Annotated in this window: 20 protein-coding genes and 1 pseudogene; 13 read left to right on the forward strand and 8 right to left on the reverse strand. The window is 66.7% G+C overall.

All coding sequences use genetic code 11. The annotated features are described in order from the left end of the window. The first annotated feature begins 64 nt into the window (after positions 1 to 64). The 3 genes from GGQ80_RS15420 to GGQ80_RS15430 are packed head-to-tail and all read left to right on the forward strand — an operon-like array spanning position 65 to position 1,290. On the forward strand, positions 65 to 496 hold the full coding sequence (locus GGQ80_RS15420) for a CoA-binding protein (RefSeq protein ID WP_183986471.1): 432 nt from the start codon (positions 65 to 67) through the stop codon (positions 494 to 496). A 54-nt stretch (positions 497 to 550) separates the two neighbouring features. Next, the gene (locus tag GGQ80_RS15425; RefSeq protein WP_183986473.1) at positions 551 to 889 is read left to right on the forward strand and encodes a hypothetical protein; all 339 of its coding nucleotides are present in this window, start codon (positions 551 to 553) and stop codon (positions 887 to 889) included. Then, positions 886 to 1,290, forward strand: coding sequence for a hypothetical protein (locus GGQ80_RS15430; RefSeq protein WP_343051072.1), 405 nt, complete (start codon positions 886 to 888; stop codon positions 1,288 to 1,290). The genes GGQ80_RS15425 and GGQ80_RS15430 overlap by 4 nt, the downstream gene beginning before the upstream one ends. Positions 1,291 to 1,296: 6 nt before the next feature. On the opposite strand, the gene GGQ80_RS15435 is transcribed toward GGQ80_RS15430, so the two are convergent. Next, a complete protein-coding gene (locus GGQ80_RS15435; protein ID WP_183986475.1) occupies positions 1,297 to 2,346 on the reverse strand; it encodes a hypothetical protein in 1,050 nt (349 codons plus the stop codon). A gap of 416 nt (positions 2,347 to 2,762) precedes the next feature. On the opposite strand from GGQ80_RS15435, the gene rpoB reads away from it, so the two are divergent. The 6 genes from rpoB (at position 2,763) to arsH (ending at position 14,398) form a co-directional block, all read left to right on the forward strand. Further along, positions 2,763 to 6,932, forward strand: a complete 4,170-nt coding sequence (rpoB, locus tag GGQ80_RS15440) for a DNA-directed RNA polymerase subunit beta (protein ID WP_183986477.1) — start codon at positions 2,763 to 2,765, stop codon at positions 6,930 to 6,932. Between the two features lie 171 nt (positions 6,933 to 7,103). Further along, the gene (gene rpoC, locus GGQ80_RS15445; protein ID WP_183986478.1) at positions 7,104 to 11,396 is read left to right on the forward strand and encodes a DNA-directed RNA polymerase subunit beta'; all 4,293 of its coding nucleotides are present in this window, start codon (positions 7,104 to 7,106) and stop codon (positions 11,394 to 11,396) included. Between the two features lie 185 nt (positions 11,397 to 11,581). After that, entirely contained in the window at positions 11,582 to 11,914 is a 333-nt protein-coding gene (locus GGQ80_RS15450) for an ArsR/SmtB family transcription factor (RefSeq protein ID WP_183986480.1), read from the forward strand. Positions 11,915 to 11,925: 11 nt separating this feature from the next. After that, entirely contained in the window at positions 11,926 to 12,354 is a 429-nt protein-coding gene (gene arsC, locus GGQ80_RS15455) for an arsenate reductase (glutaredoxin) (protein WP_183986482.1), read from the forward strand. Beyond that, the gene (locus tag GGQ80_RS15460; protein WP_183986484.1) at positions 12,354 to 13,640 is read left to right on the forward strand and encodes an arsenic transporter; all 1,287 of its coding nucleotides are present in this window, start codon (positions 12,354 to 12,356) and stop codon (positions 13,638 to 13,640) included. The genes arsC and GGQ80_RS15460 overlap by 1 nt, the downstream gene beginning before the upstream one ends. Next, a complete protein-coding gene (gene arsH / locus GGQ80_RS15465) occupies positions 13,640 to 14,398 on the forward strand; it encodes an arsenical resistance protein ArsH (RefSeq protein WP_183986486.1) in 759 nt (252 codons plus the stop codon). The genes GGQ80_RS15460 and arsH overlap by 1 nt, the downstream gene beginning before the upstream one ends. Positions 14,399 to 14,736: 338 nt before the next feature. Here the strand turns inward: arsH and GGQ80_RS15470 are convergent, their stop codons facing one another. Next, on the reverse strand, positions 14,737 to 15,498 hold the full coding sequence (locus tag GGQ80_RS15470; RefSeq protein WP_183986488.1) for a metallophosphoesterase family protein: 762 nt from the start codon (positions 15,496 to 15,498) through the stop codon (positions 14,737 to 14,739). A gap of 142 nt (positions 15,499 to 15,640) precedes the next feature. On the opposite strand from GGQ80_RS15470, the gene GGQ80_RS15475 reads away from it, so the two are divergent. Further along, complete coding sequence (locus GGQ80_RS15475) at positions 15,641 to 17,746, forward strand: histidine kinase dimerization/phosphoacceptor domain -containing protein (protein WP_183986489.1); 2,106 nt, start codon at positions 15,641 to 15,643, stop codon at positions 17,744 to 17,746. Between the two features lie 6 nt (positions 17,747 to 17,752). On the opposite strand, the gene GGQ80_RS15480 is transcribed toward GGQ80_RS15475, so the two are convergent. Beyond that, a complete protein-coding gene (locus tag GGQ80_RS15480) occupies positions 17,753 to 18,256 on the reverse strand; it encodes a biliverdin-producing heme oxygenase (protein WP_183986491.1) in 504 nt (167 codons plus the stop codon). Between the two features lie 230 nt (positions 18,257 to 18,486). Between GGQ80_RS15480 and GGQ80_RS15485 the strand changes: the two are divergent. Next, positions 18,487 to 19,128 (forward strand): annotated as a pseudogene (locus GGQ80_RS15485) (DUF47 domain-containing protein); the annotation flags it as partial. Position 19,129: 1 nt separating this feature from the next. Then, positions 19,130 to 20,131 (forward strand): inorganic phosphate transporter, encoded by a 1,002-nt coding sequence (locus tag GGQ80_RS15490; protein WP_183986495.1) that lies wholly within the window; start codon positions 19,130 to 19,132, stop codon positions 20,129 to 20,131. A 4-nt stretch (positions 20,132 to 20,135) separates the two neighbouring features. Here the strand turns inward: GGQ80_RS15490 and GGQ80_RS15495 are convergent, their stop codons facing one another. From GGQ80_RS15495 to GGQ80_RS15505, 3 genes are all read right to left on the reverse strand, one after another. Beyond that, positions 20,136 to 20,594: a MaoC family dehydratase gene (locus GGQ80_RS15495; RefSeq protein ID WP_183986497.1), complete on the reverse strand. Its 459-nt coding sequence runs from the start codon at positions 20,592 to 20,594 to the stop codon at positions 20,136 to 20,138. Positions 20,595 to 20,657: 63 nt separating this feature from the next. Further along, positions 20,658 to 21,749: a catalase family protein gene (locus GGQ80_RS15500; protein WP_183986499.1), complete on the reverse strand. Its 1,092-nt coding sequence runs from the start codon at positions 21,747 to 21,749 to the stop codon at positions 20,658 to 20,660. 68 nt (positions 21,750 to 21,817) lie between these two features. Further along, positions 21,818 to 22,189, reverse strand: a complete 372-nt coding sequence (locus GGQ80_RS15505) for a PRC-barrel domain-containing protein (protein ID WP_183986501.1) — start codon at positions 22,187 to 22,189, stop codon at positions 21,818 to 21,820. Positions 22,190 to 22,320: 131 nt separating this feature from the next. Between GGQ80_RS15505 and GGQ80_RS15510 the strand changes: the two genes are divergently transcribed. After that, positions 22,321 to 22,818, forward strand: coding sequence for a hypothetical protein (locus GGQ80_RS15510; protein WP_183986503.1), 498 nt, complete (start codon positions 22,321 to 22,323; stop codon positions 22,816 to 22,818). A 423-nt stretch (positions 22,819 to 23,241) separates the two neighbouring features. On the opposite strand, the gene GGQ80_RS15515 is transcribed toward GGQ80_RS15510, so the two are convergent. Then, complete coding sequence (locus GGQ80_RS15515) at positions 23,242 to 23,523, reverse strand: DUF1467 family protein (RefSeq protein WP_183986505.1); 282 nt, start codon at positions 23,521 to 23,523, stop codon at positions 23,242 to 23,244. 8 nt (positions 23,524 to 23,531) lie between these two features. After that, positions 23,532 to 25,172: a ribonuclease J gene (locus tag GGQ80_RS15520; RefSeq protein WP_183986507.1), complete on the reverse strand. Its 1,641-nt coding sequence runs from the start codon at positions 25,170 to 25,172 to the stop codon at positions 23,532 to 23,534. Between the last annotated feature and the right edge of the window lie 5 nt (positions 25,173 to 25,177).

Below are 25,177 nucleotides of genomic sequence, written 5' to 3' on the forward strand. Positions count from 1 at the left end.
CGGTCGTGCCCGTCGCGTACAGCACGCGGCACGAGCGGACCAGTTTCCCCAGCGGAGCGCCGCCATGCCCCTGACCGCCGACGACGACCTGCGCTCGCTCCTCGGCGAGGCGCGGGTGATCGCGATGGTCGGTGCCTCGGACCGTCCAGATCGGCCCTCCTACGGCGTGATGGCGATGCTCCAGCGCCACGGCTATCGCGTCATTCCCGTCAACCCGCAGATCGGCGGCGAGCATATCCACGGCGAATATGTCTTCGCCGACCTCGCCGACATCGGCGAGCCGATCGATATCGTCGACATCTTCCGCCGTCCCGCGGCGGCCGGCGAGGCGGTGGATCAGGCGATCGCGGTCGGCGCCAAGGCGGTGTGGATGCAGCTGGGCGTCGTCAACGACGAGGCGGCGGCGCGCGCCGAGGCGGCGGGACTGAAGGTCGTGATGGACCGCTGTCCCGCGATCGACATTCCCCGGTTGAACGTACCGCGCATCAGCGCTTGAATTCACCTCGCTGATCGCGGAGGGCTGCGGCTCTCTACATGGGAGGGCGAGTCGATGATCGCATTGCTGCTGGCCTTGGCCGACGGTCCCGCCGATTTCGCTGCCCGGGCCGCCGCGATGACGAGCGTCGCGCAGCAATGTCCGCGCGTCGTCACGACCACCGACGTCACCGTCTGCGGCCTGCGCAGCGCCGATCGCTACCGCGTTCCCTTCGTCGGCCCCGAGCCGGGCGATCCCCGCCACCAATCGGTCGCGGCCGAACGCAACAAGCTGCTCGCCCGCACCACCCCGATCGACGAGATGAGCCCCTTCCTCGTCAACGGCGGCATGGCCGGCGTCACCGTCGGCACCGGTCGCACCGGCGGGCTCGACACCCGGAAGATCGCGCCGTGATCGCCGCGACCCTACTGATGCTGCAGGCGGCGGCGACCCCGCCGGCGACTTCGCCCAAACCGGCCCCGCCGCCCGAGCGCTTCTCGATCCTGCTCCAGGATTGTCCCCGGGAAACCAACGCCAAGGGCGACGTGGTGGTCTGTGCCGACAGTCCCAATGCCCAGCGCATCCCCCTGCCCGACGAGCGCGTGCCGAGCGGGCCGGTGCCGTCGAACCCGAACCTGACCGGGATCGGCGCGCTGGGGGCGGACGGCACGCCCTGCGCTGCACGGCAGGGCGGCTGCCTCGTCGGTTTCGGACCGCCGATCGTCCCGATGGTCAAGGGCCTGGTTAACGCCGCCAAGAGCGCCTTTGCCAGGAAGCCCGACAAGTCGAACAGGATTCCGATCCCGCTCGACTGACGCGCCTCAGCGTTCGATCCGCTCGGTATGCGGCCGCGCCGCCACCTCGCTCACGGTGCGGGGCGGCTGGTCGAGCCAGAACGGCGCGAGCTTGGGCGAATCGGCCCGCTCGATCCCCACCGCGAACGACTGCGCCGCCTGGCGCCGCTCGCCGGCGGCGAGGTAGCGGCAGTTGATCGCCACCAGCGGCACCAGCATCGGCCGGCCGTTCGCCGACACCGGCCGGATCGCATCGCGCGGCTGCGCGGCGACGACCCGCAGCGTCCGCGTCTCGCCCGGCGCGAGCGCAAAGGGCGGCACCGCCGGCCGTCCATCCTCGCCAGCGATGACCGCGGCGAGCACCGCCTCGTGCCCGTCGTGGACGCTGGTCAGCGTCGCCGCGACGCGGATGTCCTGCGCCGCTTCCGGCCCGACGTTGGTCACGGTCAACTCGGCCTCGACCACCGCCGACAGCAGGTTGAGCCCGGCGCGCGTCGGGCGCAGCACGAAGCCGAGGCGCGCGGTGGGCGGCGCGGCGATCGGGACCGGCGGGACCGGCTCGGGTGCGGGGGGCGGTGGCGGCGGTACGGCGGCCGGCTCGACGAACGCTTCCTCGCTGCCGACCACGCCCGGGCGTCGCCGCAGGACGACGGCGGATACCGCGGCGCCCGCGATCGCGGCGATCACCAGCCACCACCACGCCCAACCGCTCGCCTCGACTGCCTGCGGCTCCAGCGGAGCGGTGACGGCGGGGGCCGGCGTCGCGACGGGTTGCGGTGTCGGCCGGGCATCGGCTGACGGCGTCGGCGCTGGGGCGCGCGGGGGCGCCTCCGACGTCTCGCCCTCACTGGGGGATGGCGTGGACGCCGGCTCGGGCGTCGGCGTGACGCGCGGCGTGGGCTCGGCGCGGGGAGTGGGTGTCGACCGCGGCGTCGGCGTTGCGGTCGGCGTCGGCGCCGGCAGGACGATCACCGGCGCTGCCGGGATCGGAACCGCGGTGGCGGCAGGCGCTGGGGTCGGCGATACGGAGGGGGCTTCCTGCGCGACCAGCGCGAGGACGAGAAGCGTCGGAACCATCGCCGACCGCCGATAGAGCAGCCGCGCCGAGAGACACAATCGCTGCGATGAACGGGGGCGTGGGGGCGACGATTTGAAACGAGGCGGCCCTTAACGGCACGGGGCCCGCCCTTCTCAGCCGAAGCGCGAGCCCCACTCCACCGTTACGTGGTTGGCTTGGACACCGTGACCGAGAACACGACATGGTTAATTCGGTTCCACGGCAAAGCGTTCCCGGCGGTTGACGCTCCCCTGCCCCACCCTTATATGCCGGTCCTCACCACAGCATCCGGGACATGGGGCGCCGTCGCGCAGTGCCCCGTACGAATAGGATGCCGCGGTCACGACGCTATCAAGCCGACGCAGGATTTGCGATCGGCTTTTTTGCGTCGCTTGTCCTGCGCTCGAGACATTCTGGCTGACGAGGCACATTACCCATGGCGACCAAGGCGATCGACGGCGGCACCGCCCGCACGGAGAAGCGCGGCACGCGCAAGCGGCGCATCCGTAAGGTTTTCGGCAACATCCACGAAGTGGTGCAGATGCCGAACCTGATCGAGGTCCAGCGCGAGAGCTACGAGCAGTTCCTGCGTTCGGACAAGAGCACCGGCCACGTCTCGGGCCTCGAGAAGACGCTGCGCAGCGTCTTCCCGATCCAGGATTTCGCGGGCACCGCCTATCTCGATTTCGACGACTATGTCCTCGAGCCGCCGAAGTTCGACGTCGAGGAATGCCGCCAGCGCGGCATCACCTATGCCGCGCCGATGCGCGTCACCCTGCGCCTGACCGCGTTCGAGGTCGATCCCGATACCGAGGCCAAGTCGGTCATCGATATCAAGGAGCAGGACGTCTACATGGGCGACATGCCGCTCATGACCGAGAACGGCACCTTCTTCATCAACGGCACCGAGCGCGTCATCGTCAGCCAGATGCACCGCAGCCCGGGCGTGCTGTTCGACCATGACCGCGGCAAGACGCATGCCAGCGGCAAGTATCTCTTCGCGGCGCGCGTGATCCCCTACCGCGGTTCGTGGCTCGATTTCGAGTTCGACGCCAAGGACATCGTCAACGTCCGCATCGACCGCAAGCGCAAGCTGCCGGTGACGACGCTGCTCTATGCCCTGGGCATGAACGGCGAGGAGATCCTCAACTATTTCTACAACCGCCTGACGTTCGTGCGCGGCGACGGCGGCTGGAAGATCCCGTTCCAGCCGGAGAACTGGCGCGGCGTGAAGCCGACCTACGACATCGTCGACGGCAGCTCGGGCGAGGTGGTGTTCGCCGCCGGCCAGAAGATCAGCCCGCGCGCCGCGAACAAGGCGGCCAAGGACGGCCTGACCGAGCTGCTGATCCCGACCGAGGAGATCTACGGCCGCTATTCGGCGTTCGACCTGATCAACACCTCGACCGGCGAGATCTACGTCGAGGCGGGTGACGAGATCGGCCCAGACAATCTGGAAAGCCTGGACAAGGCGGGCATCGATTCGATCGAGCTGCTCGACATCGACCATGTCGCGACCGGCCCCTGGATCCGCAACACGCTGAAGGCGGACAAGGCCGAGGAGCGCGAGCAGGCGCTGTCGGACATCTACCGCGTGATGCGCCCCGGCGAGCCGCCGACGCTGGAGACAGCCGAGGCGCTGTTCGCCGGCCTGTTCTTCGATCCCGATCGCTACGACCTGTCGGCCGTCGGCCGCGTCAAGCTGAACATGCGTCTCGACCTCGACGTCGAGGACACGGTGACGACGCTGCGTACCGAGGACATCCTGTCGGTCATCAAGACCCTTGTCGACCTGAAGGACGGCAAGGGCGAGATCGATGACATCGACAACCTCGGCAACCGCCGCGTGCGTTCGGTGGGCGAGCTGCTGGAGAACCAGTATCGCGTCGGCCTGCTGCGCATGGAGCGCGCGGTGAAGGAGCGCATGTCGTCGGTCGACGTGTCGACGGTCATGCCGAACGACCTGATCAACGCCAAGCCCGCGGTCGCCGCGGTGCGCGAGTTCTTTGGCTCGTCGCAGCTGTCACAGTTCATGGACCAGACCAACCCGCTCTCCGAAGTGACGCACAAGCGTCGCGTCTCGGCGCTCGGGCCGGGCGGCCTCACGCGTGAGCGTGCGGGCTTCGAGGTTCGCGACGTCCACCCGACCCACTATGGCCGCATCTGTCCGATCGAGACGCCGGAAGGCCCGAACATCGGCCTCATCAACTCGCTGTCGACCTTCGCCCGCGTCAACAAGTACGGCTTCATCGAGACGCCGTATCGCAAGGTGATCGACGGCAAGGTGACCGACGAGGTCGTGTACCTGTCGGCGATGGAGGAGCAGAAGCACACCGTCGCGCAGGCGTCGGCCGCCACCGACGAGGATGGCCGCTTCGTCGAGGAGCTGGTCTCCGCGCGTCAGGCGGGCGAGTTCCTGATGGCGCTGCCCGAAACGATCACGCTGATGGACGTCAGCCCGAAGCAGCTGGTGTCGGTCGCCGCGTCGCTGATCCCGTTCCTGGAGAATGACGACGCCAACCGCGCGCTGATGGGCTCGAACATGCAGCGCCAGGCGGTGCCGCTGGTCAAGGCCGAGGCGCCGTTCGTCGGCACCGGCATGGAAGAGACGGTGGCGCGCGATTCGGGCGCCGCGATCTCGGCCAAGCGTGCGGGCATCGTCGATCAGGTCGACGCGTCGCGTATCGTGGTGCGCGCGACGGGTGAGATCGACGCCGGCAAGTCGGGCGTCGACATCTACAGCCTGATGAAGTTCCAGCGTTCGAACCAGTCGACCTGCATCAACCAGCGTCCGCTGGTGAAGGTGGGCGACGTGGTCGACGCCGGCGACGTCATCGCCGACGGTCCCTCAACCGAGTTCGGCGAGCTCGCGCTCGGCCGCAACGCGCTCGTCGCGTTCATGCCGTGGAACGGGTACAACTACGAGGACTCGATCCTCATCTCCGAACGGATCGTGAAGGACGACGTGTTCACGTCGATCCACATCGACGAGTTCGAGGTGATGGCCCGCGACACGAAGCTCGGGCCGGAGGACATCACCCGCGACATCCCGAACGTCGGCGAAGAAGCACTGCGCAACCTCGACGAGGCGGGCATCGTCTATGTCGGTGCCGAGGTCGAGCCGGGCGATATCCTGGTCGGCAAGATCACGCCGAAGGGCGAAAGCCCGATGACGCCGGAAGAGAAGCTCCTCCGCGCCATCTTCGGCGAGAAGGCATCGGACGTGCGCGACACGTCGCTTCGCCTGCCGCCGGGCGTGTCGGGTACGATCGTCGACGTCCGCGTCTTCAATCGCCACGGTATCGACAAGGATGAGCGCGCGCTGGCGATCGAACGCGAGGAGATCGAGCGTCTGCGCAAGGACTCCGACGACGAGCGCACCATCCTCAACCGCGCCACCTGGTCGCGGCTGCGCGAGATGCTGATCGGCCAGGTCGCGACCGGCGCCCCCAAGGGCGTCAAGAAGGGCTCGGAGATCACCCAGGACGTGCTGGACAGCGTCGACCGCCACGAGTGGTGGAAGTTCGCGGTGCAGGACGACGCCGTCCAGGCCAACCTGGAAGCGGTGAAGGCGCAGTATGACGACGCCGCCAAGCTGATCCGCGAGAAGTTCGAGGATCGTCGCGAGAAGCTGGAGCGGGGCGACGAGCTGCCGCCGGGCGTGCTGAAGATGGTCAAGGTCTTCGTCGCGGTGAAGCGCAAGCTGCAGCCGGGCGACAAGATGGCCGGCCGTCACGGCAACAAGGGCGTCATCAGCCGCATCCTGCCGCAGGAGGACATGCCGTTCCTCGCCGACGGGACGCCGGTCGACCTGGTGCTCAACCCGCTGGGCGTGCCGAGCCGCATGAACGTCGGTCAGATCTTCGAGACGCATCTCGGCTGGGCGGCCCGCAACCTCGGCATGCAGGTTGCGGCGCAGCTCGAAGAGTGGCGCGAGGCCAACCCGGATGCCAAGGCGGGCGCGATGCCCGACGCGGTCAAGAACCGGCTCGAGGAGGTCTACGGTGATCACTATCTCGAGGATATCCGGGCCCGCGACGGCCAGGAGATCATCGAGCTGGCGCAGAACCTGAAGAACGGCATCCCGATGGGCACTCCGGTGTTCGACGGTGCAGTCGAGAAGGACGTGTCGGACATGCTGGAGCTGGCGGGTCTCGACACGTCGGGCCAGTCGGACCTGTTCGACGGCCGGACGGGCGACAAGTTCGACCGCAAGGTCACGGTGGGCATCATCTACATGCTGAAGCTCCACCACCTCGTCGACGACAAGATCCACGCACGCTCGATCGGGCCGTACAGCCTAGTCACTCAGCAGCCGCTGGGCGGCAAGGCGCAGTTCGGCGGCCAGCGCTTCGGCGAGATGGAGGTGTGGGCGCTCCAGGCGTACGGCGCCGCTTACACGCTGCAGGAGATGCTGACGGTGAAGTCGGACGACGTCGTCGGCCGCACCAAGGTCTACGAAGCGATCGTCAAGGGCGACGACACCTTCGAGGCCGGCATCCCCGAGAGCTTCAACGTGCTCGTCAAGGAAATGCGCTCGCTCGGCCTCAACGTCGACCTCCGCACCATGGAGGAAGACGACGGGCTGGCCGAGGCGGCTGAATGATCTTGCCCTTTCCGTTCGTCCTGAGGAGCGACTGAGCGCAGTCGAAGGCGCGTCTCGAAGGACACGGTGGGTCTCACGACCCATGTGCTTCGAGACGGCATTTCGACTTCGCTCAATGCCTCCTCAGCACGAACGGCAGTTTTGGTTTTCCCTCGCACACGAGGACAAGTTATGAACGAGATGACCCCTTTCGCGAACCCGGTCGCGAAGCCCGAGACCTTCGACCAGATCCAGATCGGCATCGCATCGCCGGACAAGATCCGCTCGTGGTCGTTCGGCGAGATCAAGAAGCCCGAGACGATCAACTATCGCACGTTCAAGCCCGAGCGTGACGGCCTGTTCTGCGCGCGCATCTTCGGTCCGATCAAGGATTACGAGTGCCTGTGCGGCAAGTACAAGCGCATGAAGTACAAGGGCATCGTCTGCGAGAAGTGCGGCGTCGAGGTCACCGTCTCGAAGGTTCGCCGCGAGCGGATGGGCCATATCGAGCTCGCCGCCCCGGTCGCGCACATCTGGTTCCTGAAGTCGCTGCCGAGCCGCATCGGCCTGCTGCTCGACATGCAGCTAAAGCAGCTCGAGCGCGTCCTCTACTTCGAGGCGTATATCGTGATCGAGCCGGGCCTGACCCCGCTCGAAAAGTATCAGCTCCTCACCGAGGACGAGCTGCTCGACGCGCAGGACCAGTATGGCGAAGACGCCTTCTCGGCCGGCATCGGCGCCGAGGCCGTCCGCATCATGCTCGAGAACCTCGACCTCGAGGGCGAGAAGCGCGACCTTCTGGAAGAGCTGGCGACGACCAAGTCGGAGCTGAAGCCCAAGAAGATCATCAAGCGCCTGAAGGTCGTCGAGAGCTTCCTGGAATCGGGCAACCGGCCGGAGTGGATGATCCTCGAGGTCATCCCGGTCATTCCGCCCGAGCTTCGCCCGCTGGTGCCGCTCGACGGCGGCCGCTTCGCGACGTCGGATCTCAACGACCTGTATCGCCGCGTCATCAACCGCAACAACCGCCTGAAGCGGCTGATGGAGCTGCGCGCGCCGGACATCATCGTCCGCAACGAGAAGCGCATGCTGCAGGAAGCGGTCGACGCGCTGTTCGACAACGGCCGCCGCGGTCGCACGATCACCGGCGCCAACAAGCGTCCGCTGAAGTCGCTCAGCGACATGCTGAAGGGCAAGCAGGGCCGCTTCCGCCAGAACCTGCTCGGCAAGCGCGTCGACTATTCGGGCCGTTCGGTCATCGTGACCGGGCCTGAGCTGAAGCTGCACCAGTGCGGTCTGCCCAAGAAGATGGCGCTCGAGCTATTCAAGCCGTTCATCTACGCGCGCCTCGACGCCAAGGGTCTGTCGATGACCCTGAAGCAGGCCAAGAAGTGGGTCGAGAAGGAGCGCAAGGAAGTCTGGGACATCCTGGACGAGGTGATCCGCGAGCATCCGGTCATGCTGAACCGCGCGCCGACGCTCCACCGCCTGGGCATCCAGGCGTTCGAGCCGGTGCTGATCGAGGGCAAGGCGATCCAGCTCCACCCGCTGGTCTGCTCCGCATTCAACGCCGACTTCGACGGCGACCAGATGGCCGTCCACGTTCCGCTGAGCCTCGAGGCGCAGTTGGAAGCGCGCGTCCTGATGATGTCGACCAACAACATCCTGTCGCCCGCCAACGGCAAGCCGATCATCGTGCCGTCGCAGGACATGGTGCTTGGCCTTTATTATCTGTCGATGATGAAGGAGAATGAGCCGGGCGAAGGCATGCTGCTGGCCGACATGGCCGAGGTGCATCAGGCGCTCAACGCCGGCGCCGTCACGCTGCATACCAAGGTGATCAGCCGCGTGCCGCAGACCGACGAGAAGGGCCAGACCTACCTCAAGCGCTACGAGACGACCCCGGGCCGCATGCTGCTCGGCGAGACCCTGCCCAAGAGCCACAAGGTCCCGTTCGAGATCGTCAACCGCCTCCTCACCAAGAAGGACGTGGGCGACGTGATCGACGAGGTCTATCGTCACACCGGCCAGAAGGAGACCGTGCTGTTCGCCGATGCGATCATGTCGCTCGGTTTCCGCCACGCGTTCAAGGCGGGCATCTCGTTCGGCAAGGACGACATGATCATCGCGCCCGACAAGGATGCGCTGGTGGACGAGACGCGCGACCAGGTGAAGGACTTCGAGCAGCAGTATCAGGACGGCCTGATCACGCAGCAGGAGAAGTACAACAAGGTGATCGACGCCTGGAGCCGTTGCGGCGACCAGGTCGCCAACTCGATGATGAACGAGATCAAGGCCGTCCGCCATTACGAGGACGGGCCGATGAAGGGCCGTGAGAAGCCCATCAACTCGATCTACATGATGGCCCACTCCGGTGCTCGCGGCAGCCAAGCGCAGATCAAGCAGCTGGCCGGCATGCGCGGCCTGATGGCCAAGCCGTCGGGCGAGATCATCGAGACGCCGATCATCTCGAACTTCAAGGAGGGCCTGACCGTCCTTGAATACTTCAACTCGACCCACGGCGCCCGCAAGGGCCTGGCGGATACGGCGCTGAAGACGGCGAACTCGGGTTACCTGACCCGCCGTCTCGTCGACGTGTCGCAGGATTGCGTCATCGTCGAGGAGGATTGCGGCACCGAGCGCGCGCTGGAGATGAAGGCGATCGTCCAGGGCGGTTCGACCATCGCATCGCTGGGCGAGCGCATCCTCGGCCGCACGACGATGGAGGACGTGGTCGATCCCAAGACCGGCAAGGTCGTCATCCCGACGGGCACGCTGCTCGACGAGCCGATGATCGCGCAGATCGAGGCGCTGGGCATCCTGGGCATGAAGATCCGCTCGCCGCTGGTCTGCGAAAGCAAGATCGGCGTCTGCGGCAAGTGCTACGGGCGTGACCTCGCCCGCGGTACGCCGGTGAACATCGGCGAAGCGGTCGGCGTCATCGCGGCGCAGTCGATCGGTGAGCCGGGTACGCAGCTGACGATGCGTACCTTCCACATCGGCGGCGCGGCGCAGCTGAACGAGCAGTCGAACCTGGAGGCGCCGGTCGACGGCACCGCCGTGTTCCGCGACTTGCGCGTCATCCTCGACCAGCGTGGTCGCCGCGTGGTGCTCAGCCGCTCGGGCGAGATCGTGATCGAGGACATGGACGGCCGCGAGCTGTCGACGCACCGTATCCCCTACGGCGCGTATGTGATGTTCGACGACGGTCACGTGCTGACCAAGGGCGATCGCATGGCCGAGTGGGATCCGTTCACCATGCCGGTGATCACGGAAACCGCGGGTGTCGTGAAGTATCAGGATCTGCTCGAGGGCAAGACCCTGACCGAGGTGACCGACGAGGCCACGGGCATCGCCCAGCGCGTCGTCATCGAGTATCGCACCTCGACCAAGTCGAAGGAGGATCTTCGTCCTCGCCTGACCCTGACGGGTTCGGACGAGAGCGAGGCTGCGCGCTACATGCTGGCACCGGGTGCGGTGCTGTCGGTCGAGGACAACGCCACCGTCCAGGCGGGTGACGTTCTTGCCCGCGTCGCTCGCGAATCCGCCAAGACCCGCGACATCACCGGCGGTCTGCCGCGCGTCGCCGAGCTGTTCGAGGCGCGTATCCCGAAGGAGGCGGCGATCATCGCCAAGGTCTCGGGCCGCGTCGTGTTCGGCAAGGATTACAAGGCGAAGCGCAAGATCGGCATCCAGCCCGAGGATGGCGGCGACGTCGTCGAGTATCTGGTGCCCAAGTCGAAGGTCATCGACGTTCAGGAAGGCGACTACGTCAAGCGTGGCGACAACCTGATCGGCGGTTCGCCCAACCCGCACGACATCCTCGAGACGATGGGCGTCGAGCCCCTCGCCGAGTATCTCGTCGCGGAAATCCAGGAGGTCTATCGTCTCCAGGGCGTGAAGATCAACGACAAGCACATCGAGACGATCGTTCGTCAGATGCTGCAGAAGGTCGAGATCACCGACGGCGGCGACACCACGCTGCTGAAGGGCGAGCAGGTCGATCGCGAGGAAATGGACGCCACCAACGAGAAGCTCGAGAAGGGCCAGCAGCCCGCGCAGGGCAAGCCGGTGCTGCTCGGCATCACCAAGGCGTCGCTGCAGACCCGGTCGTTCATCTCGGCCGCGTCGTTCCAGGAGACTACCCGCGTCCTCACCGAGGCGGCGGTCCAGGGCAAGCAGGACACGCTGATGGGCCTGAAGGAGAACGTCATCGTCGGCCGGCTGATCCCGGCGGGTACGGGTGCGGGCATGAACCGCCTCCGTGTCGCGGCCACCAGCCGCGACGTCGCGCTCCGCGCCCAGCAGCGCGCGCTCCAGGCGGCGATCGTCGCCCCGGAGAGCGCGGCCGAGCTGCGCGCCGCCGAGGAGCAGCGCTCGCGCCGCGACGACGCGGGCACGGGTGACGATCCCCTCGCCAGCGTCGTCCCCTCGGGCGACGGCAGCGACGAGGCCGCCGGCGAGTATCTGAACACGGGCGAGTGATCGCCTGAGGTTCGGGGGTAGCCCGACACGAAAGAGCCGCCGTCCGGGATGCCGGGCGGCGGCTTTTTTGTAAGTTTGAAACGCTTCCACGCCTCAGGCGGTCATTCTGGTCGGACGGAAAACCACCTGATCCGGCATGAGCCAATTAGGGTGGCACCGCGGCATATATCTGTTATGCTAGATATATGGAGAAAGACTCGGCTATCGCTGCGCTCGGTGCGTTAGCGCAAGGGACTCGCCTCGACGTGTTTCGCCTGCTGGTTCGCCGCGAACCGACCGGGATGGCGGCTGGCGACATCGCCCGCCAGCTCGGCGTGCCACAGAACACCATGTCGGCGCATCTCGGCATCCTCGCGCGCGCCGGCTTGGTCCGCTTCGAACGGCATAGCCGCTCAATCGTCTACCGGGCCGATCTGGATGGCCTGCGCGCGCTGACACTCTTCCTCGTCAAGGACTGCTGCGCGGGCAACGCGGAACTGTGCGCGCCCCTCGTCGCCGAACTTACCCCCTGCTGCTGAAAGGACGCTCCGTGGCCGTCGATATCGTCATCTATCACAACCCCGAATGCGGCACGTCCCGCAACGCCCTTGGACTGATCCGCAATGCCGGCATCGAGCCGCATGTGGTCGAGTATCTGAAGACCCCGCCCTCGCGCGCGCTGTTGGTCGAGCTGATCGACCGCGCCGGCATGACGCCGCGCGAGCTACTGCGCGAGAAGGGGACGCCCTATGCGGAGCTGGGCCTGGGCGACACGTCGCTGTCCGACGAGGCGCTGGTGGACGCGATGATCGCGTATCCGATCCTCATCAACCGGCCGCTGGTCGTCTCGCCGCTCGGCGTGAAGCTGTGCCGGCCATCCGAAGCCGTCCTCGACCTGCTGCCGAGCGACCAGCTCGGCGCGTTCGCGAAGGAAGACGGCGAGCAATTAGTCGATGCCTCGGGCCAGCGCGTCGCCTGATGCTCCTTGCCGTCCTGATCTTCGTCGCGACGATCGCGCTTGTCATCTGGCAACCCAAGAGTCTCGGGATCGGATGGAGCGCGTTGGGCGGGGCCGTCGTGGCGCTGCTCGCGGGCGTCGTCACGCTGTCCGACGTACCGGTGGTGTGGGGCATCGTCTGGAACGCGACCGCCGCGTTCGTCGCGATCATCGTCATCAGCTTGTTGCTCGATGAAGCCGGGTTCTTCGAGTGGGCGGCATTGCACGTCGCCCGCTGGGGCGGGGGGCATGGTCGTCGGCTGTTCGTCCTGATCGTGCTGCTCGGGGCGGCAGTGTCGGCGCTATTCGCCAATGACGGCGCGGCGCTGATCCTGACGCCGATCGTCATCGCCATGCTGCGGGCGCTGGGGTTCAAGGACAAGGCGACGCTGGCGTTCGTCATGGCGGCGGGGTTCATCGCCGACACCGCCAGCCTGCCGCTGGTCGTGTCGAACCTCGTCAACATCGTGTCGGCCGACTTCTTCAAGATCGGGTTCGGCGAATATGCGGCCGTGATGGTGCCGGTCGACCTCGTGTCGATCGCGGCCACGCTGGGCGCGCTGGTGCTGTTCTTCCGGCGCGACATACCGGCGGACTATGACGTGGGGGCACTGCGCGCGCCGCGTGACGCGATCCGCGATGCCGCGACCTTCCGCGCCGGATGGATCGTTCTTGCACTGCTGCTCGCCGGCTTTTTCCTGCTCGAACCGCTCGGCATGCCGGTCAGCGCCGTGGCCGCTGCCGGCGCGATCCTGCTGCTGGTGATCGCGGGGCGGGGCCATGTGATCCAGACCGGCAAGGTGCTTCGCGGCGCGCCCTGGCAGGTGGTGATCTTCTCGCTCGGCATGTATCTCGTCGTTTACGGCCTGCGGAACGCCGGCCTGACCGATCATCTGGCGGCGCTGCTCGATCGCACCGCGCAAGGTGGCGTGTGGGGTGCCGCGCTGGGTACGGGCGTCATCGCGGCGGTCCTGTCGTCGGTGATGAACAACATGCCGACCGTGCTGGTGGGGGCGCTGTCGATCGACGCGACGCACGCGACCGGGGCGGTCAGGCAAGCGATGATCTACGCCAACGTGATCGGCTGCGATCTCGGTCCCAAGCTCACCCCGATCGGCTCGCTCGCGACGCTGCTGTGGCTGCATGTCCTGGGGCAGAAGGGCGTGCGCATTGGATGGGGCTATTATTTCCGGGTGGGGGTCACGCTGACCGTGCCCGTCCTGCTCATCACGCTGGCGGCGCTCGCGCTGCGAATTGGGATTGCCTGATGCCTCTCCGCGACCTTGCCGACCCCGACCATTTGCCAGCACTCGATCGGCGCTATGCGCTTGATCGACCCGCTCTCGGACTGGGCGCTGGCGATCCGCCGCCCCGCATCCTGCTGCTCTACGGGTCGCTACGCGAGCGATCCTATTCGCGCCTGTGCATCGAGGAAGCGGCCCGGCTGCTCCGCTTCTTCGGCTGCGAAACGCGCATCTTCGATCCGGCGACGCTGCCGCTGCCGGACCAATATCCCGGTGACGATCATCCTGCCGTCCATGAACTGCGCGAGCTGTCGATGTGGTCGGAGGGGCAGGTGTGGTGCAGCCCCGAACGTCACGGCCAGATCACCGGCATCATGAAGCTGCAAATCGATCATCTGCCGCTCAGCATGGGCGGAATGCGCCCGACGCAGGGCCGCACGCTCGCGGTCATGCAGGTGTCGGCCGGATCGCAGTCGTTCAATAGCGTCAACAGCTTACGCGTGCTGGGCCGCTGGATGCGGATGGTGACGATCCCCAACCAGTCGTCGGTTGCCAAGGCGTTCGACGAGTTCGACAATGCCGGCCGCATGAGGCCATCAAGCTATTACGACCGCATCGTGGATGTGATGGAGGAACTGGTGCGCTTCACGGTGCTGTTGCGTCCGCATACCGCGCGACTGGTCGATCGCTATTCGGAGCGAAAGGAAGCCGGCGTACCAATCGACGCAACCGGGGCTTGGCAGCATTGCAATCCTTCCAAAATCTTGACGGCCTGCCCATAGAGCATCCGTAACAGGTCGACTGCGTTTCAGCCGTGTCGGCCAGCATCGCGCGGCGCAGGCCCGTTCCCAATTGCTCCGTCCCGATGCGACAAAGATCCGCAGTCGCCACCTGATCGACCGCAGACTTTCCTACACGATCAAAATTTGAGATCGTCCCCCCGCTCTTTGAACTGTCATGTCGCGATCGGCCTCGGCCGGACTTGGCAAGAATGTGATTCGCCCCCTTCCCCGCGCGCGCACGCGGGTCGGTGCGACTTTCAGGAACTTCGGGTATACGGATACCCGAAGACGCCGAGAGAAGCGCTTTCGAGTGTGAAGAGTCTCAACATTCGCGCGCCTCAACGCTCGGTAATCACCACCGCCGGCTTGTCGTCCTGCGTCCGTGCGATCGTCTCGAACCCGAGTCCCTCGACCCGGATCTCGTTGAACCCGGCGGGCGTATGCCGCGTCCGTCGCGACAGGGTCCCCGCCCCGACCATGCGGATGATCCGCCCGTCGCGGTCGATCGGGACGTCGAAGGGGTCGTGGACATGGCCCGACAGCACCGCATGCGCGCCCGCCGCCGCCAGCGCGTCCAGCGCTTCGTCGCCGCGCCGGGTCTTGGCGGTGCCCTTGGTCGGCCCCTCGATCAGCGGGTGGTGCGCCGCGACCAGGATCAGATGGTCCTTCGGCGTCTCCTCGATCAGCGCCAGCGCGCGGCGCAGCGAGCTTTTGCTCACCCGCCCCTTCGACCAGTTCCACCGCCATTGCGCCCGCGCCGTCGTCTTCAGCGGCACCACCGTCACGCCATGCACGTCGAGCGGCTGCTCGATCATCTTCTCGACGGCGGCATAGCGCTGATACGGCGCGAACAGCCGGCGCAGCGGGTCCCAGTAATAGGGGATGTCATGGTTGCCGACCTCCAGCGTCACTGGCACGCCCAGGCTGCGCAGCCAGTCGCCGCCCTGCTTGAACTCGGCCCGCGTCGCCCGCATCGTCAGGTCGCCGGTCATGATGACCGCATCGGGCTTCTCCGCCGCCACGCAAGACGAGAACCAGGCGATCGCGTCGGGATCCTCCGCCCCGAAATGCACGTCACTGACATGGAACAGCTTGATCATCGCGACCCCGAACGCACCGCCTCATCAAAGGGTGCCGCTAACGCCTATACATGGGACGAACGGGAACATAGGCTATGACGACGATCAATTGCCAGTTCAGGCGGGCTCGCGCATGGTCGAATGCTGACTGCCGGATGTCCTGATGCACGCTCCCCTTCCCACTGCCGACGTGACTGCGTGCGATCGTGAACCGATCCACATTCCCGGCGCGATCCAGCCGCATGGCCTGTTGCTGGTCGCGTCGCGCGACGGGACCGTCGTGGCGGGGGCCGGCGACCTCGAGGGTCGGCTGGCCGACCCGTGGATGGGACAGCCGCTGGCGACGCTGCTCGGCACCACGGTGGAGCTGGTCGGCGACGATGCGTCCGCGCCGCTGCCGGTCACCGTGGCGGGCACGTCCGAACGCTTCTCCGCGACCGTCCACCACAGCGGTGAGCATGTCCTGGTCGAGCTGGAGCCGACCCCGGCGGAGGGGATCACCCCCGCCGCGACGATCGCCTGGCTCGACGCGACGGTCCACCGGTTTGAGCGTGCAGGCGACCTGCAATCGCTGTTCGATCGTGCCGCGATCGCCTTTCGCCAGCTGACCGGGTTCGATCGGGTGATGATCTATCGCTTCCTCGACGACGATGCCGGGCGCGTCGTGGCCGAGGATCGCGATCCCGCGCTCGGCAGCTTCCTGCACCATCATTTCCCCGCCAGCGACATCCCGCGCCAGGCCCGCGCCCTCTACGTGCGCAACCGTGCCCGCGCGATCCCGACGATCCACTACACCCCCGCCCCGCTTCGGCCGGACAGCTTCGCGGGCCTCGACCTCAGCGATGTCGCCGTGCGCAGCGTGTCGCCGATCCATCTTCAATATATGGCGAATATGGGGATCAGCGCGTCGGCGTCGATCTCGATCGTCAAGGACGGCATGCTGTGGGGGCTGATCGCCTGCCACCACCGCACCGAACGACTGCTGCCGCCCGACGTCCGCGCCACCGCGGCGACGCTGGCGAGCGGGCTGGCACGCCAGATCCGCGCCAAGGAGGAGGCGGAGTCCTACCGCGAGCGGCTGCGCCTGCGCGGCGTCGAGGACGTCGTGATCCCGCAGCTCGAGCGCGACGATCTGGTGCGCACCTTTCCGGCGGTGAAGGCCGAGCTGCGCCAGATGCTGCGCGCCGACGGGCTGGCGATGGTGGTGGGCGATCGCGTCCTCGCCGACGGCACCTGCCCTGCCGCCGCCTTCATCGCCGAGCTGGCGGCATGGGTGCGCGGGCGTGGCGGCGAGCCCGTCGTGACTCACCGGCTGGAGGCGCTGTGGCCCAATGCGCTCGCCGAGCGGGCGCATGCCAGCGGGCTCCTTGCCGTACCGATGGTCGACGACGGCGCGGTGGTGCTGTGGTTCCGCGCCGAGCAGCTTCAGGAGGTCGAGTGGGCGGGCAATCCGCACAAGGCGGCCGCGCTGAAGCAGGGCGAGACGCTGACCCCGCGGGCCTCGTTCGAATCTTGGACCGAGCTGGTTCGCGGCCAATCGCGCCGCTGGACGCTGGAAGAGGTCGAGGCCGCGCATCGCCTGCGCCGCCATTTCCACGACGCGACCCAGCGCCTTCACGTCCGCCGCCTCAACGAAGCGCTGCAACGGACGCTCGCTGACAAGGATGCGCTGCTCGGCCAGAAGGACGTGCTGATGCGCGAGGTGAACCACCGCGTGCAGAACAGCCTCCAGCTGGTCGGCGCGTTCCTGCGGCTTCAGGCGCGAGCGGCGGGCGCGGGCCCCGTCGCCGATCAGCTCACCGAGGCGCAGGCGCGGCTTTCCGCCGTCGCCCTCGTCCACCGCCGCCTCTATCGCGACGACCAGGTCGAGAGCATCGACGTCGGCCGCTATGTCGATGAGCTGGTCGCCGACATGAAGGAATCGCTCGGCGCCGACTGGGCGGCGCGCATCCGCGTCGATGCGGCGCCGCTGCTGGTGCCCACCGATCGCGCGATCGACCTAGGGTTGATCCTCACCGAGCTGGTCATCAACGCTTCCAAATACGCCTATGACGGCGCCGCGGGGCCGCTGCAGATCACGCTCGACCAGTTTCGTAGCCGACTTCGCCTGGTCGTCGCCGACGAGGGACGCGGCAAGGGCAGCGGCGAGGGCTTCGGCAGCCGGATGATGAACGCGATGGTTGAGCGATTGTCGGGCGAGATCGCCTTCGAGGACAATGTACCGGGCCTCCGCGTCGTGCTCACCGCGCCGATCGAGGAGCTTGGCTGACCGGCGTTACGGGGTGACGTCGGCACCGCGCCGATAGAGGTCGAACACGCGCCGCGCGGCGTCCACCGCCTCCACCGGATCGATCGGCGCCATGTCGATCGCCTGGATCAACGCCCGCCACTCGCCCGCCAGGTGCTTCGCCGCCAGATAGCGCGACGGCAACGCCGCCGGCACCCGCCGCGCCAGCATCGCCCCGCCCAGCCGCGACCCTTCGATGACGTAGAGCGCGCCCCATGCTTCGGCGTCGGTGGCCAGGCCGATGTCGAACGGTTCCGGCATCGGCTCGCCCAGATCGGCGAGATCCGCCGCCAGCAGGCTGGTGCGCTCGCGAAACGGCGGCAGTCCGGCCCGCGTCGCCAGCGCCCCCTCCACGGCAGGCAGCGCGCGGGCGTGCGCGATCAGGAAGCGGGCGTAATCGCGCCGATCGCTCAGCTCGAACCCGGCATAGCGGGCATCGACCCGATCATGGTCGGCGGCGGTATCGGCACGCAGCCGCTGGACGAGGCTCATGGGCGTCCCCGTTGCCTGCGACATTCGCTTCTGTCGAGGGCGCCGTTGATCTAGTATCGATATACCAACGAGCGATGTCACGCGCCTGTAACATCGTTCGGCTTGGGAAGGTTGAGCGACATCGCCGGTTTCGGGCATTTCAGGGCTGGACGCCCGCACGGCCCATTTCGGCCTTGCGCGACGCCCGCCTCGGACCGATGGAGCCGCGCGATCAACGAGGGGTAAATTCGATGGTGGCCTGGTTCCAGGCGCTGATGCCCAAACAGGGGCGCTTTTTCGAGCAGTTCGAGGCTCACGCCGCCACGCTGGTGGCGGGGGCCAACGCGCTGCAACGGCTGTTTGCCGGCAACAGCGACATTCCGGCGCTGATCGCCGAGATCGTCGACCGCGAGCATGAGGCCGACGACATCACCCGCGACGTCCTTCAGGACGTGCGCCGCGTATTCGTCACGCCGTTCGACCGGTCGGCAATCACCGATCTAATCGGGGTCATGGACGATTCGATCGACCAGATGAACCAGACCGCCAAGACGATCGAGCTCTACGGCGTCACGACGTTCGAGCCCGAGATGCGCGCGATGGTCGAGATCACCGTCGAGTGCGCCAAGGTGACCGAAGAGGCGATCCCGCTACTCCGTTCGCTCGGCAACAACGACGTGCGCCTTCATGCGCTGACCGCTCGGCTCGTCGAACTGGAGGGCAAGGCCGACGATTATCACGCCGCGGGTCTTCGCGCGCTGTTCGTCGCCAACCGCGACAAGCCGATGGATTTCATGGTCGGGCGCGAGCTCTACAGCCATCTGGAGCGCATCGTCGACCGCTTCGAGGACATCGCTAACGAGATCCAGGGTCTCGTGATCGATCACGCCTGAGATGACACTCTCGCTGACCGCCCTTGTCGCGCTGATCGGCGTGGCATTGCTGTTCGACTTCCTCAACGGCCTGCACGACGCGGCGAACTCGATCGCCACGGTGGTGTCGACGCGCGTGCTGAAGCCGCACCATGCGGTGCTCTGGGCCGCCTTCTTCAACTTCATCGCCTTCGCCGTCTTCGGACTCCATGTCGCCCAGACGGTGGGCAAGGGCATCGTCGATGCCAACATCATCGATGCGCAGGTGATCTTCGGCGCCTTGATCGGCGCGATCACCTGGAACATCATCACCTGGCAGTTCGGCATTCCTTCCTCGTCCAGCCATGCGCTGATCGGCGGGCTGTTGGGTGCCGGTATTTCCAAGGCCGGGTTCGACGCGGTGGTGTGGGTCGGGGTTACCAAGACGGTGGCGGCGATCTTCCTGTCGCCTGCGATCGGGTTGATGCTCGCGTTGCTGCTCGTGCTGGCGGTGGCGTGGACCAGCCTCAAACTGACGCCGATGGGCGTCGACAAGCGCTTCCGAAAGCTCCAGCTCGTCTCGGCCGCGCTCTACAGCCTCGGCCATGGCGGTAACGACGCGCAGAAGACGATGGGGATCATCGCGGTGCTGCTCTACTCCCAGGGCATGCTCGGCGGCGAGTTCCACGTGCCCTTCTGGGTCGTCATTTCGTGCCAGGCGGCGATGGCGCTCGGCACCATGTCGGGCGGTTGGAAAATCGTCCACACCATGGGCTCGAAGATCACCCGGCTGACCCCGGCGCAGGGGTTCTGCGCGGAGACGGGCGGCGCGATCACGCTGTTCATGGCGACGATGGGCGGCATTCCCGTGTCGTCGACGCACACCATCACCGGCGCGATCGTCGGCGTCGGCTCGGCGCGACGGCTGTCGGCGGTGCGCTGGAACATCGCCAGCCGGATCGTATTCGCCTGGTTCGTGACGCTGCCTGCCGCCGGGCTGGTGTCGGCGCTGACCTACGAAGCCACGGTGCTGCTAACGGGCTGATCCATCAGCCGGCCGGCCGCTTGCGCTGCAAGCCCGATCGCTTGCATTCCGCCACCAGGTCGCCGTGCTGGTTATAGGCCCGGTGGCGGAACGTCACGATCCCCTGATCCGGGCGCGACCGCGATTCGCGCAGTTCGATCACCTCGGTTTCGACCCGCACGGTGTCGCCGTGAAACAGCGGCTTGGGAAAGCGCACCTCGTCCCACCCTAGGTTCGCCACCGCCGTGCCGAGCGTCGTGTCGCCGACCGAGATGCCGACCATCAACCCCAGCGTGAAGCAACTGTTGACGATCCGCTGCCCAAACTCGGTGTGCTCGCGGCAATATTCCTCATCGAGGTGGAGCTGCGCGGGATTGTGCGTCAGCGACGAGAACAGGACGTTGTCCATCTCGGTCACCGTCCGCCGGATCGGATGCTGGAACAGCTGCCCCACCGACAATTCGTCGAACCACACGCCCGGCATCGCCCTATCCTCTCGCTATCGTTGGGCGGGGGCTAGCCGGTCCGGGCACGCAAATCCACCGGCTCAGCCGCCGGTCGCGTCACCCGTCGGCTCGTGGATCGGACAGCGGTTCCGCGCCTGGCGGAAGTCGGCGGAATGCCTGTACGTGTCCTTACGCGCCCGGTTGATGCTACCCAGCGGCCGATGCGCCGCCAGCCCGGTCCACACGCTGAACCGCGTCTTCTCGTCGATCAATGTGACATTTTTGTCGGACCAGCTGTCCTGATGATCGGCATGGATCATGCCGACGCGCTGAAAGGGACTGAATTCCTCATCCCATTCCACGGTCGCATCCTCGATCGGCATCGCTTCCAGATCGCGGCACAGCTGGACGCGCAGCTCCCACGCCGCGTCGATCGACATCATCTCCTGCTGCACCGTCTCGCGGATCGCGTTCGGACGGCCGGCAGGATCGATCGTCTTGCCCTCGAGCCGAAGCTGCTCGCCGGCATAGGGCACCAGGCTGAACTTCGCGATAAAGTCGCCGTAGCGGAAGGGCGTAGCGCTGTAATAGGTCTCGCCCAAGGGCTCGCTGTGCGGCGCGCCGCCCAGCGTGTTGATCGTCGCGCTTTCGATACCGACCGCGCCCAGCGCCGACGAGACGCCGCGCAGGACCGTGGACAGAACCTTCTTCGCGCCTTCCGCCTTGTCGGTCGTTGCCGCCAGCAGCTTCAGGTTCTTGGCGAACGCCTCTGCGGTCTTGGCTTGGAAAACCTTGCCGTTGACCATGATGAAGTCCTGCGTCCGCCCCTCCGCGCCGGGCAGCCGCTCGCCATCGACGTCGAGCACCTTGATCGCAAGCCCGCGCGGCAGCGATATGGCGTCATCAAGGATGTCGCCGGCGTTGGTCGACATGCGCATCAGCACGGGATGCTCGCCCGGCGTCGCGAACAATCCCTGGGCCAATTCGGGCGCCAGACCCTCGTCGATCGTCAGCCGGCCGCGCAGCAACCCATGCGCCTTGGCATGGACCGATCGGACGGCATGGCCATAATCCTCCGCCGTCGTCTCCAGGATCGTGTCGAAGCTTTCGTTGAGCTGCTGCACAGTGCGCTGCTCGTCGGCCGCGATCTCCTCGACGTCGGGGGTGTAGCGAACGGGGTTGGCGAGCGTCATGAGCGGTCCTTCGTGAATATGCCTACAGTCAACGCGCCGCTGCCCCGCCGGTGCCTGTCGGTACGCTATCAGCCCAACGACAGGTCTTCGCTGCGGACCTGATAATAGCTCCCGACGCGATCGGCATAGGCTTGGTCGAATACCGGCGCGTTGTTCGCCCAACTCGGCCCGCCCTCCAGCATGCGCCGATCGATGGTGACGACATACAGGTCGCGTACCGGATCGAAGCTCAACAGCGAGAAGGGCAGCGGATAGAAGCTTTTGCCCATGCCCAGGAAGCCGCCGAGGCTGAGTACCGCATGCGTCACGCGGCCGGAGCCCTTGTGAACCATGAAGGCATGGACGTGACCGACACTGTCGCCATCGCGGCTCTCGACCTTCATTGCGCCGCTGATGGTTGCCTGGATCAAAATCTGGGTGGGCGCGGCCTCGGTCGCCATAGCTTGCTCTCCATTAACTACTGGCGGGGGCAACAGGCGGGCGCGGCCCCCGGTTCCATTCGGCGTGACACGGCGCCGCGCGCCCGCACGATGGTTGAGCGGTCTGGCATGCTGGGCCATAGCCTTGCGCCATGCGCGCAACCCTTCCCCTCATCGCCCTGCTGCTCGTCTCCGGGTGCGTGGCGCCGCCCAAGGCACCGCCAGCACCCCGGCCCGTCGCCGTACCGCCTGCTCCGACCAGCGTCGCCCTGCCCCCGCCGTCGAACGATTGGCGCGACTGGCCGGCGTTGCCGGGCAGCTGGACCTATGCGCCCTCCACCCGCGCCGCGACCTTCGGCGTCGCCGGCCAGCCGATTGCCGCCCGGATCGGATGCAAGGCGGGACAGGTCGTGCTGACGCTGCTCGGCGCCCTGCCCGGCGCGCTGACGGTACGGACGTCGAGCACGACGCGGGCGATCGCGCTGGCAGCATCGCCCGCTGGCGAGATCCAGGCCCGGCTCGCTGCTACCGATCCGCTGCTCGACGCGATCGCGTTCAGCCGCGGACGGTTCGTGCTCGAGCAAGCAGCGCGGCGCTGGGTCCTGCCCGCCTATGCCGAGGTGGGCCGCGTGATCGAGGATTGCCGCTGATCCGCGTGACGCGAAGCATCAATGCTCGGCTAAAACATTGCGCATTACAAGACTTGTAAGCAGTCCCCCGGTGTCACACATTGGTGGTGCCTGGAAACGGGCACTGGCTATCAACAAGCGAAAGGAGGTGATCCGATGTCTCATGGTTCAGCAATGGGGTCGGTTCAGTTCGTTCGGGGGACTGGCTTCTAACCTCGCCGATCAGCTGCGGGGGGTATTTTCCCCCAATCAACGCAGACGGTTATAGAGGTTCAGAGGCCTCATGGTCTCCCGGGCTGGAGCTCTCCGGCCGCTGACCATGTTTAGGGGTTGTCGGGCGCGTGGAAACGCTGCCCGGCAACCTCTTCTCATTTCTGGAGCAGGCCAAATCGGACCACGCCGCCACGTCGGGCGAGGCTCGACATTCCAGTGCAACGGAGCGCGCTACTCCGCCCCGATCTGCCGCCGCCCGAACACATTGATCGTCTCGGGCGTCAGCCACTCGAAATGGTAGTTAAGCAGAAAAATCGCGAACAGAACGCTGGCGACGATCGTCACGCGGATCGCCACGCGCCCTAGCCGGAAGTCGTGCGGCGCGCTCTCGGCCTGGCCGGTGACGTAATCGCCCCCCGCCTCATGCGTCGTCCGCACGCCCCAGGGCAGGACGAGGAAGACCGAGAACGCCCAGAACAGGACATAGATCGCCAGCAGCGACGTCCATTTCATCGCTCAGCTCACGCGTCGATCAGCAGCACGTCGACGACCGGCTTCTTGCCGGTCCAGCGTGTCGCCGTCCGCCGTACTGCCAGCCGCAATGCCTCGCGCAGCTTGTCGGTATCGCGCGGCGGCTGACGCATCACCTCGGCAGCAGCCTCGGCGGCTTCCTCGATGAACGTCGCACGGTCTTCCTCGACCGGCACGCCGTTGACCCGCACCTGCGGCGATCCGACCAGCTTGCCGCCGCGTCGCGCGATCGCGACCGAGATCTGGCCGTTCAACGCCAGCTTGCGCCGTTCGTTGATCGTCGTGCCGTCGGCCGGCAGGATCACATCGCCGTCGAGCACCAGCCGCCCGACCTCGACATGGCCGATCTTTTCCGCCGGCCCCGGGGCGAGGCGAACGAGCGTGCCGTCGGTCTGCACCAGCGTCCGCTCGATGCCTTCCGCCAGGCTGAACCGTGCCTGCTCCATCAGATGGCGCATCTCGCCATGGACAGGCAGCAGCGTCGTCGGTCGGATCCATTTGTACATCTGCGCCAGTTCCGGTCGGCCCGGGTGACCCGACACGTGGACATGCGCCTGACGCTCGGTGACCATCTCGACGCCGCGGCTTGCCAGGATATTCTGGATGCGGCCGATCGCGACCTCGTTGCCGGGGATCTGCTTCGACGAGAAGATCACCGTATCGCCCGATTCCAGCGCGATGGGGTGCGTACCCTCTGCGATCCGCGCCAGTGCCGCGCGCGGCTCGCCCTGGCCGCCGGTCGCGACGACCAGCAACTTGTTGCGCGGCAGCCGCATCGCCGCCTCGGGATCGAGCGGCTCCGGGAAATTCTTGAAATAGCCGCACGCCTTAGCAACGCGGATGATCCGATCGAGCGACCGGCCGGTGACGCACAGCTTGCGCCCCGTCTCCGCGGCGACATCGGCCAGTGTCTGCAGCCGCGCGGCGTTCGAGGCGAAGGTGGTCACGACAACGCGCCCCCGGGCCTTCGCGATCGTCTCGGCCAGCCCGCGGCGGACGCTCGACTCGCTACCCGATGCTTCGAGATTGAAGACGTTGGTCGAATCGCACACCAGTACGTCGACGCCCTTGTCACCGATCGCGGTCAGTGCCTCGGCGCTCGACGGCTTGCCGATCACTGGATCGGGATCGAGCTTCCAGTCGCCGGTGTGGAACACGCGGCCCGACTTGGTCTCGACCAGCAGCGCGTTGGGCTGCGGGATCGAGTGGGCGAGCTCGACCATCGTCACCGCGAACGGCCCGACCTCGAAGCGCTCGCCCGGCTGCACCACGCGCAGCGTGACGCGGCTGGCGTTACCCTCTTCCTCCAGCTTGCCGCGGATCAGCCCGGCTGCGAACGGCGAGGCATAGATGGGAACGCCCAGGTCCTCGGCCAGATAGGGCAGCGCGCCGATATGGTCCTCGTGACCATGGGTGATGACGATGCCGGCCAGCGCGTCGCGCCGATCCTCGATGAAGGCGAGGTCGGGCAGGATCACGTCGATGCCCGGATAGGCGGGATCGGCGAAGGTGATGCCGCAATCGACCATCAGCCAGCGGCCGGCATGGCCGTACAGGTTGACGTTCATGCCGATCTCTCCCGAGCCACCGAGGGCGCAGAAGAGAAGTTCGTCGTTCTTGGGTGTCGTCATGGAAT

This window comes from Sphingomonas jinjuensis, from assembly GCF_014197105.1.
Lineage (GTDB): Bacteria > Pseudomonadota > Alphaproteobacteria > Sphingomonadales > Sphingomonadaceae > Sphingomonas > Sphingomonas jinjuensis.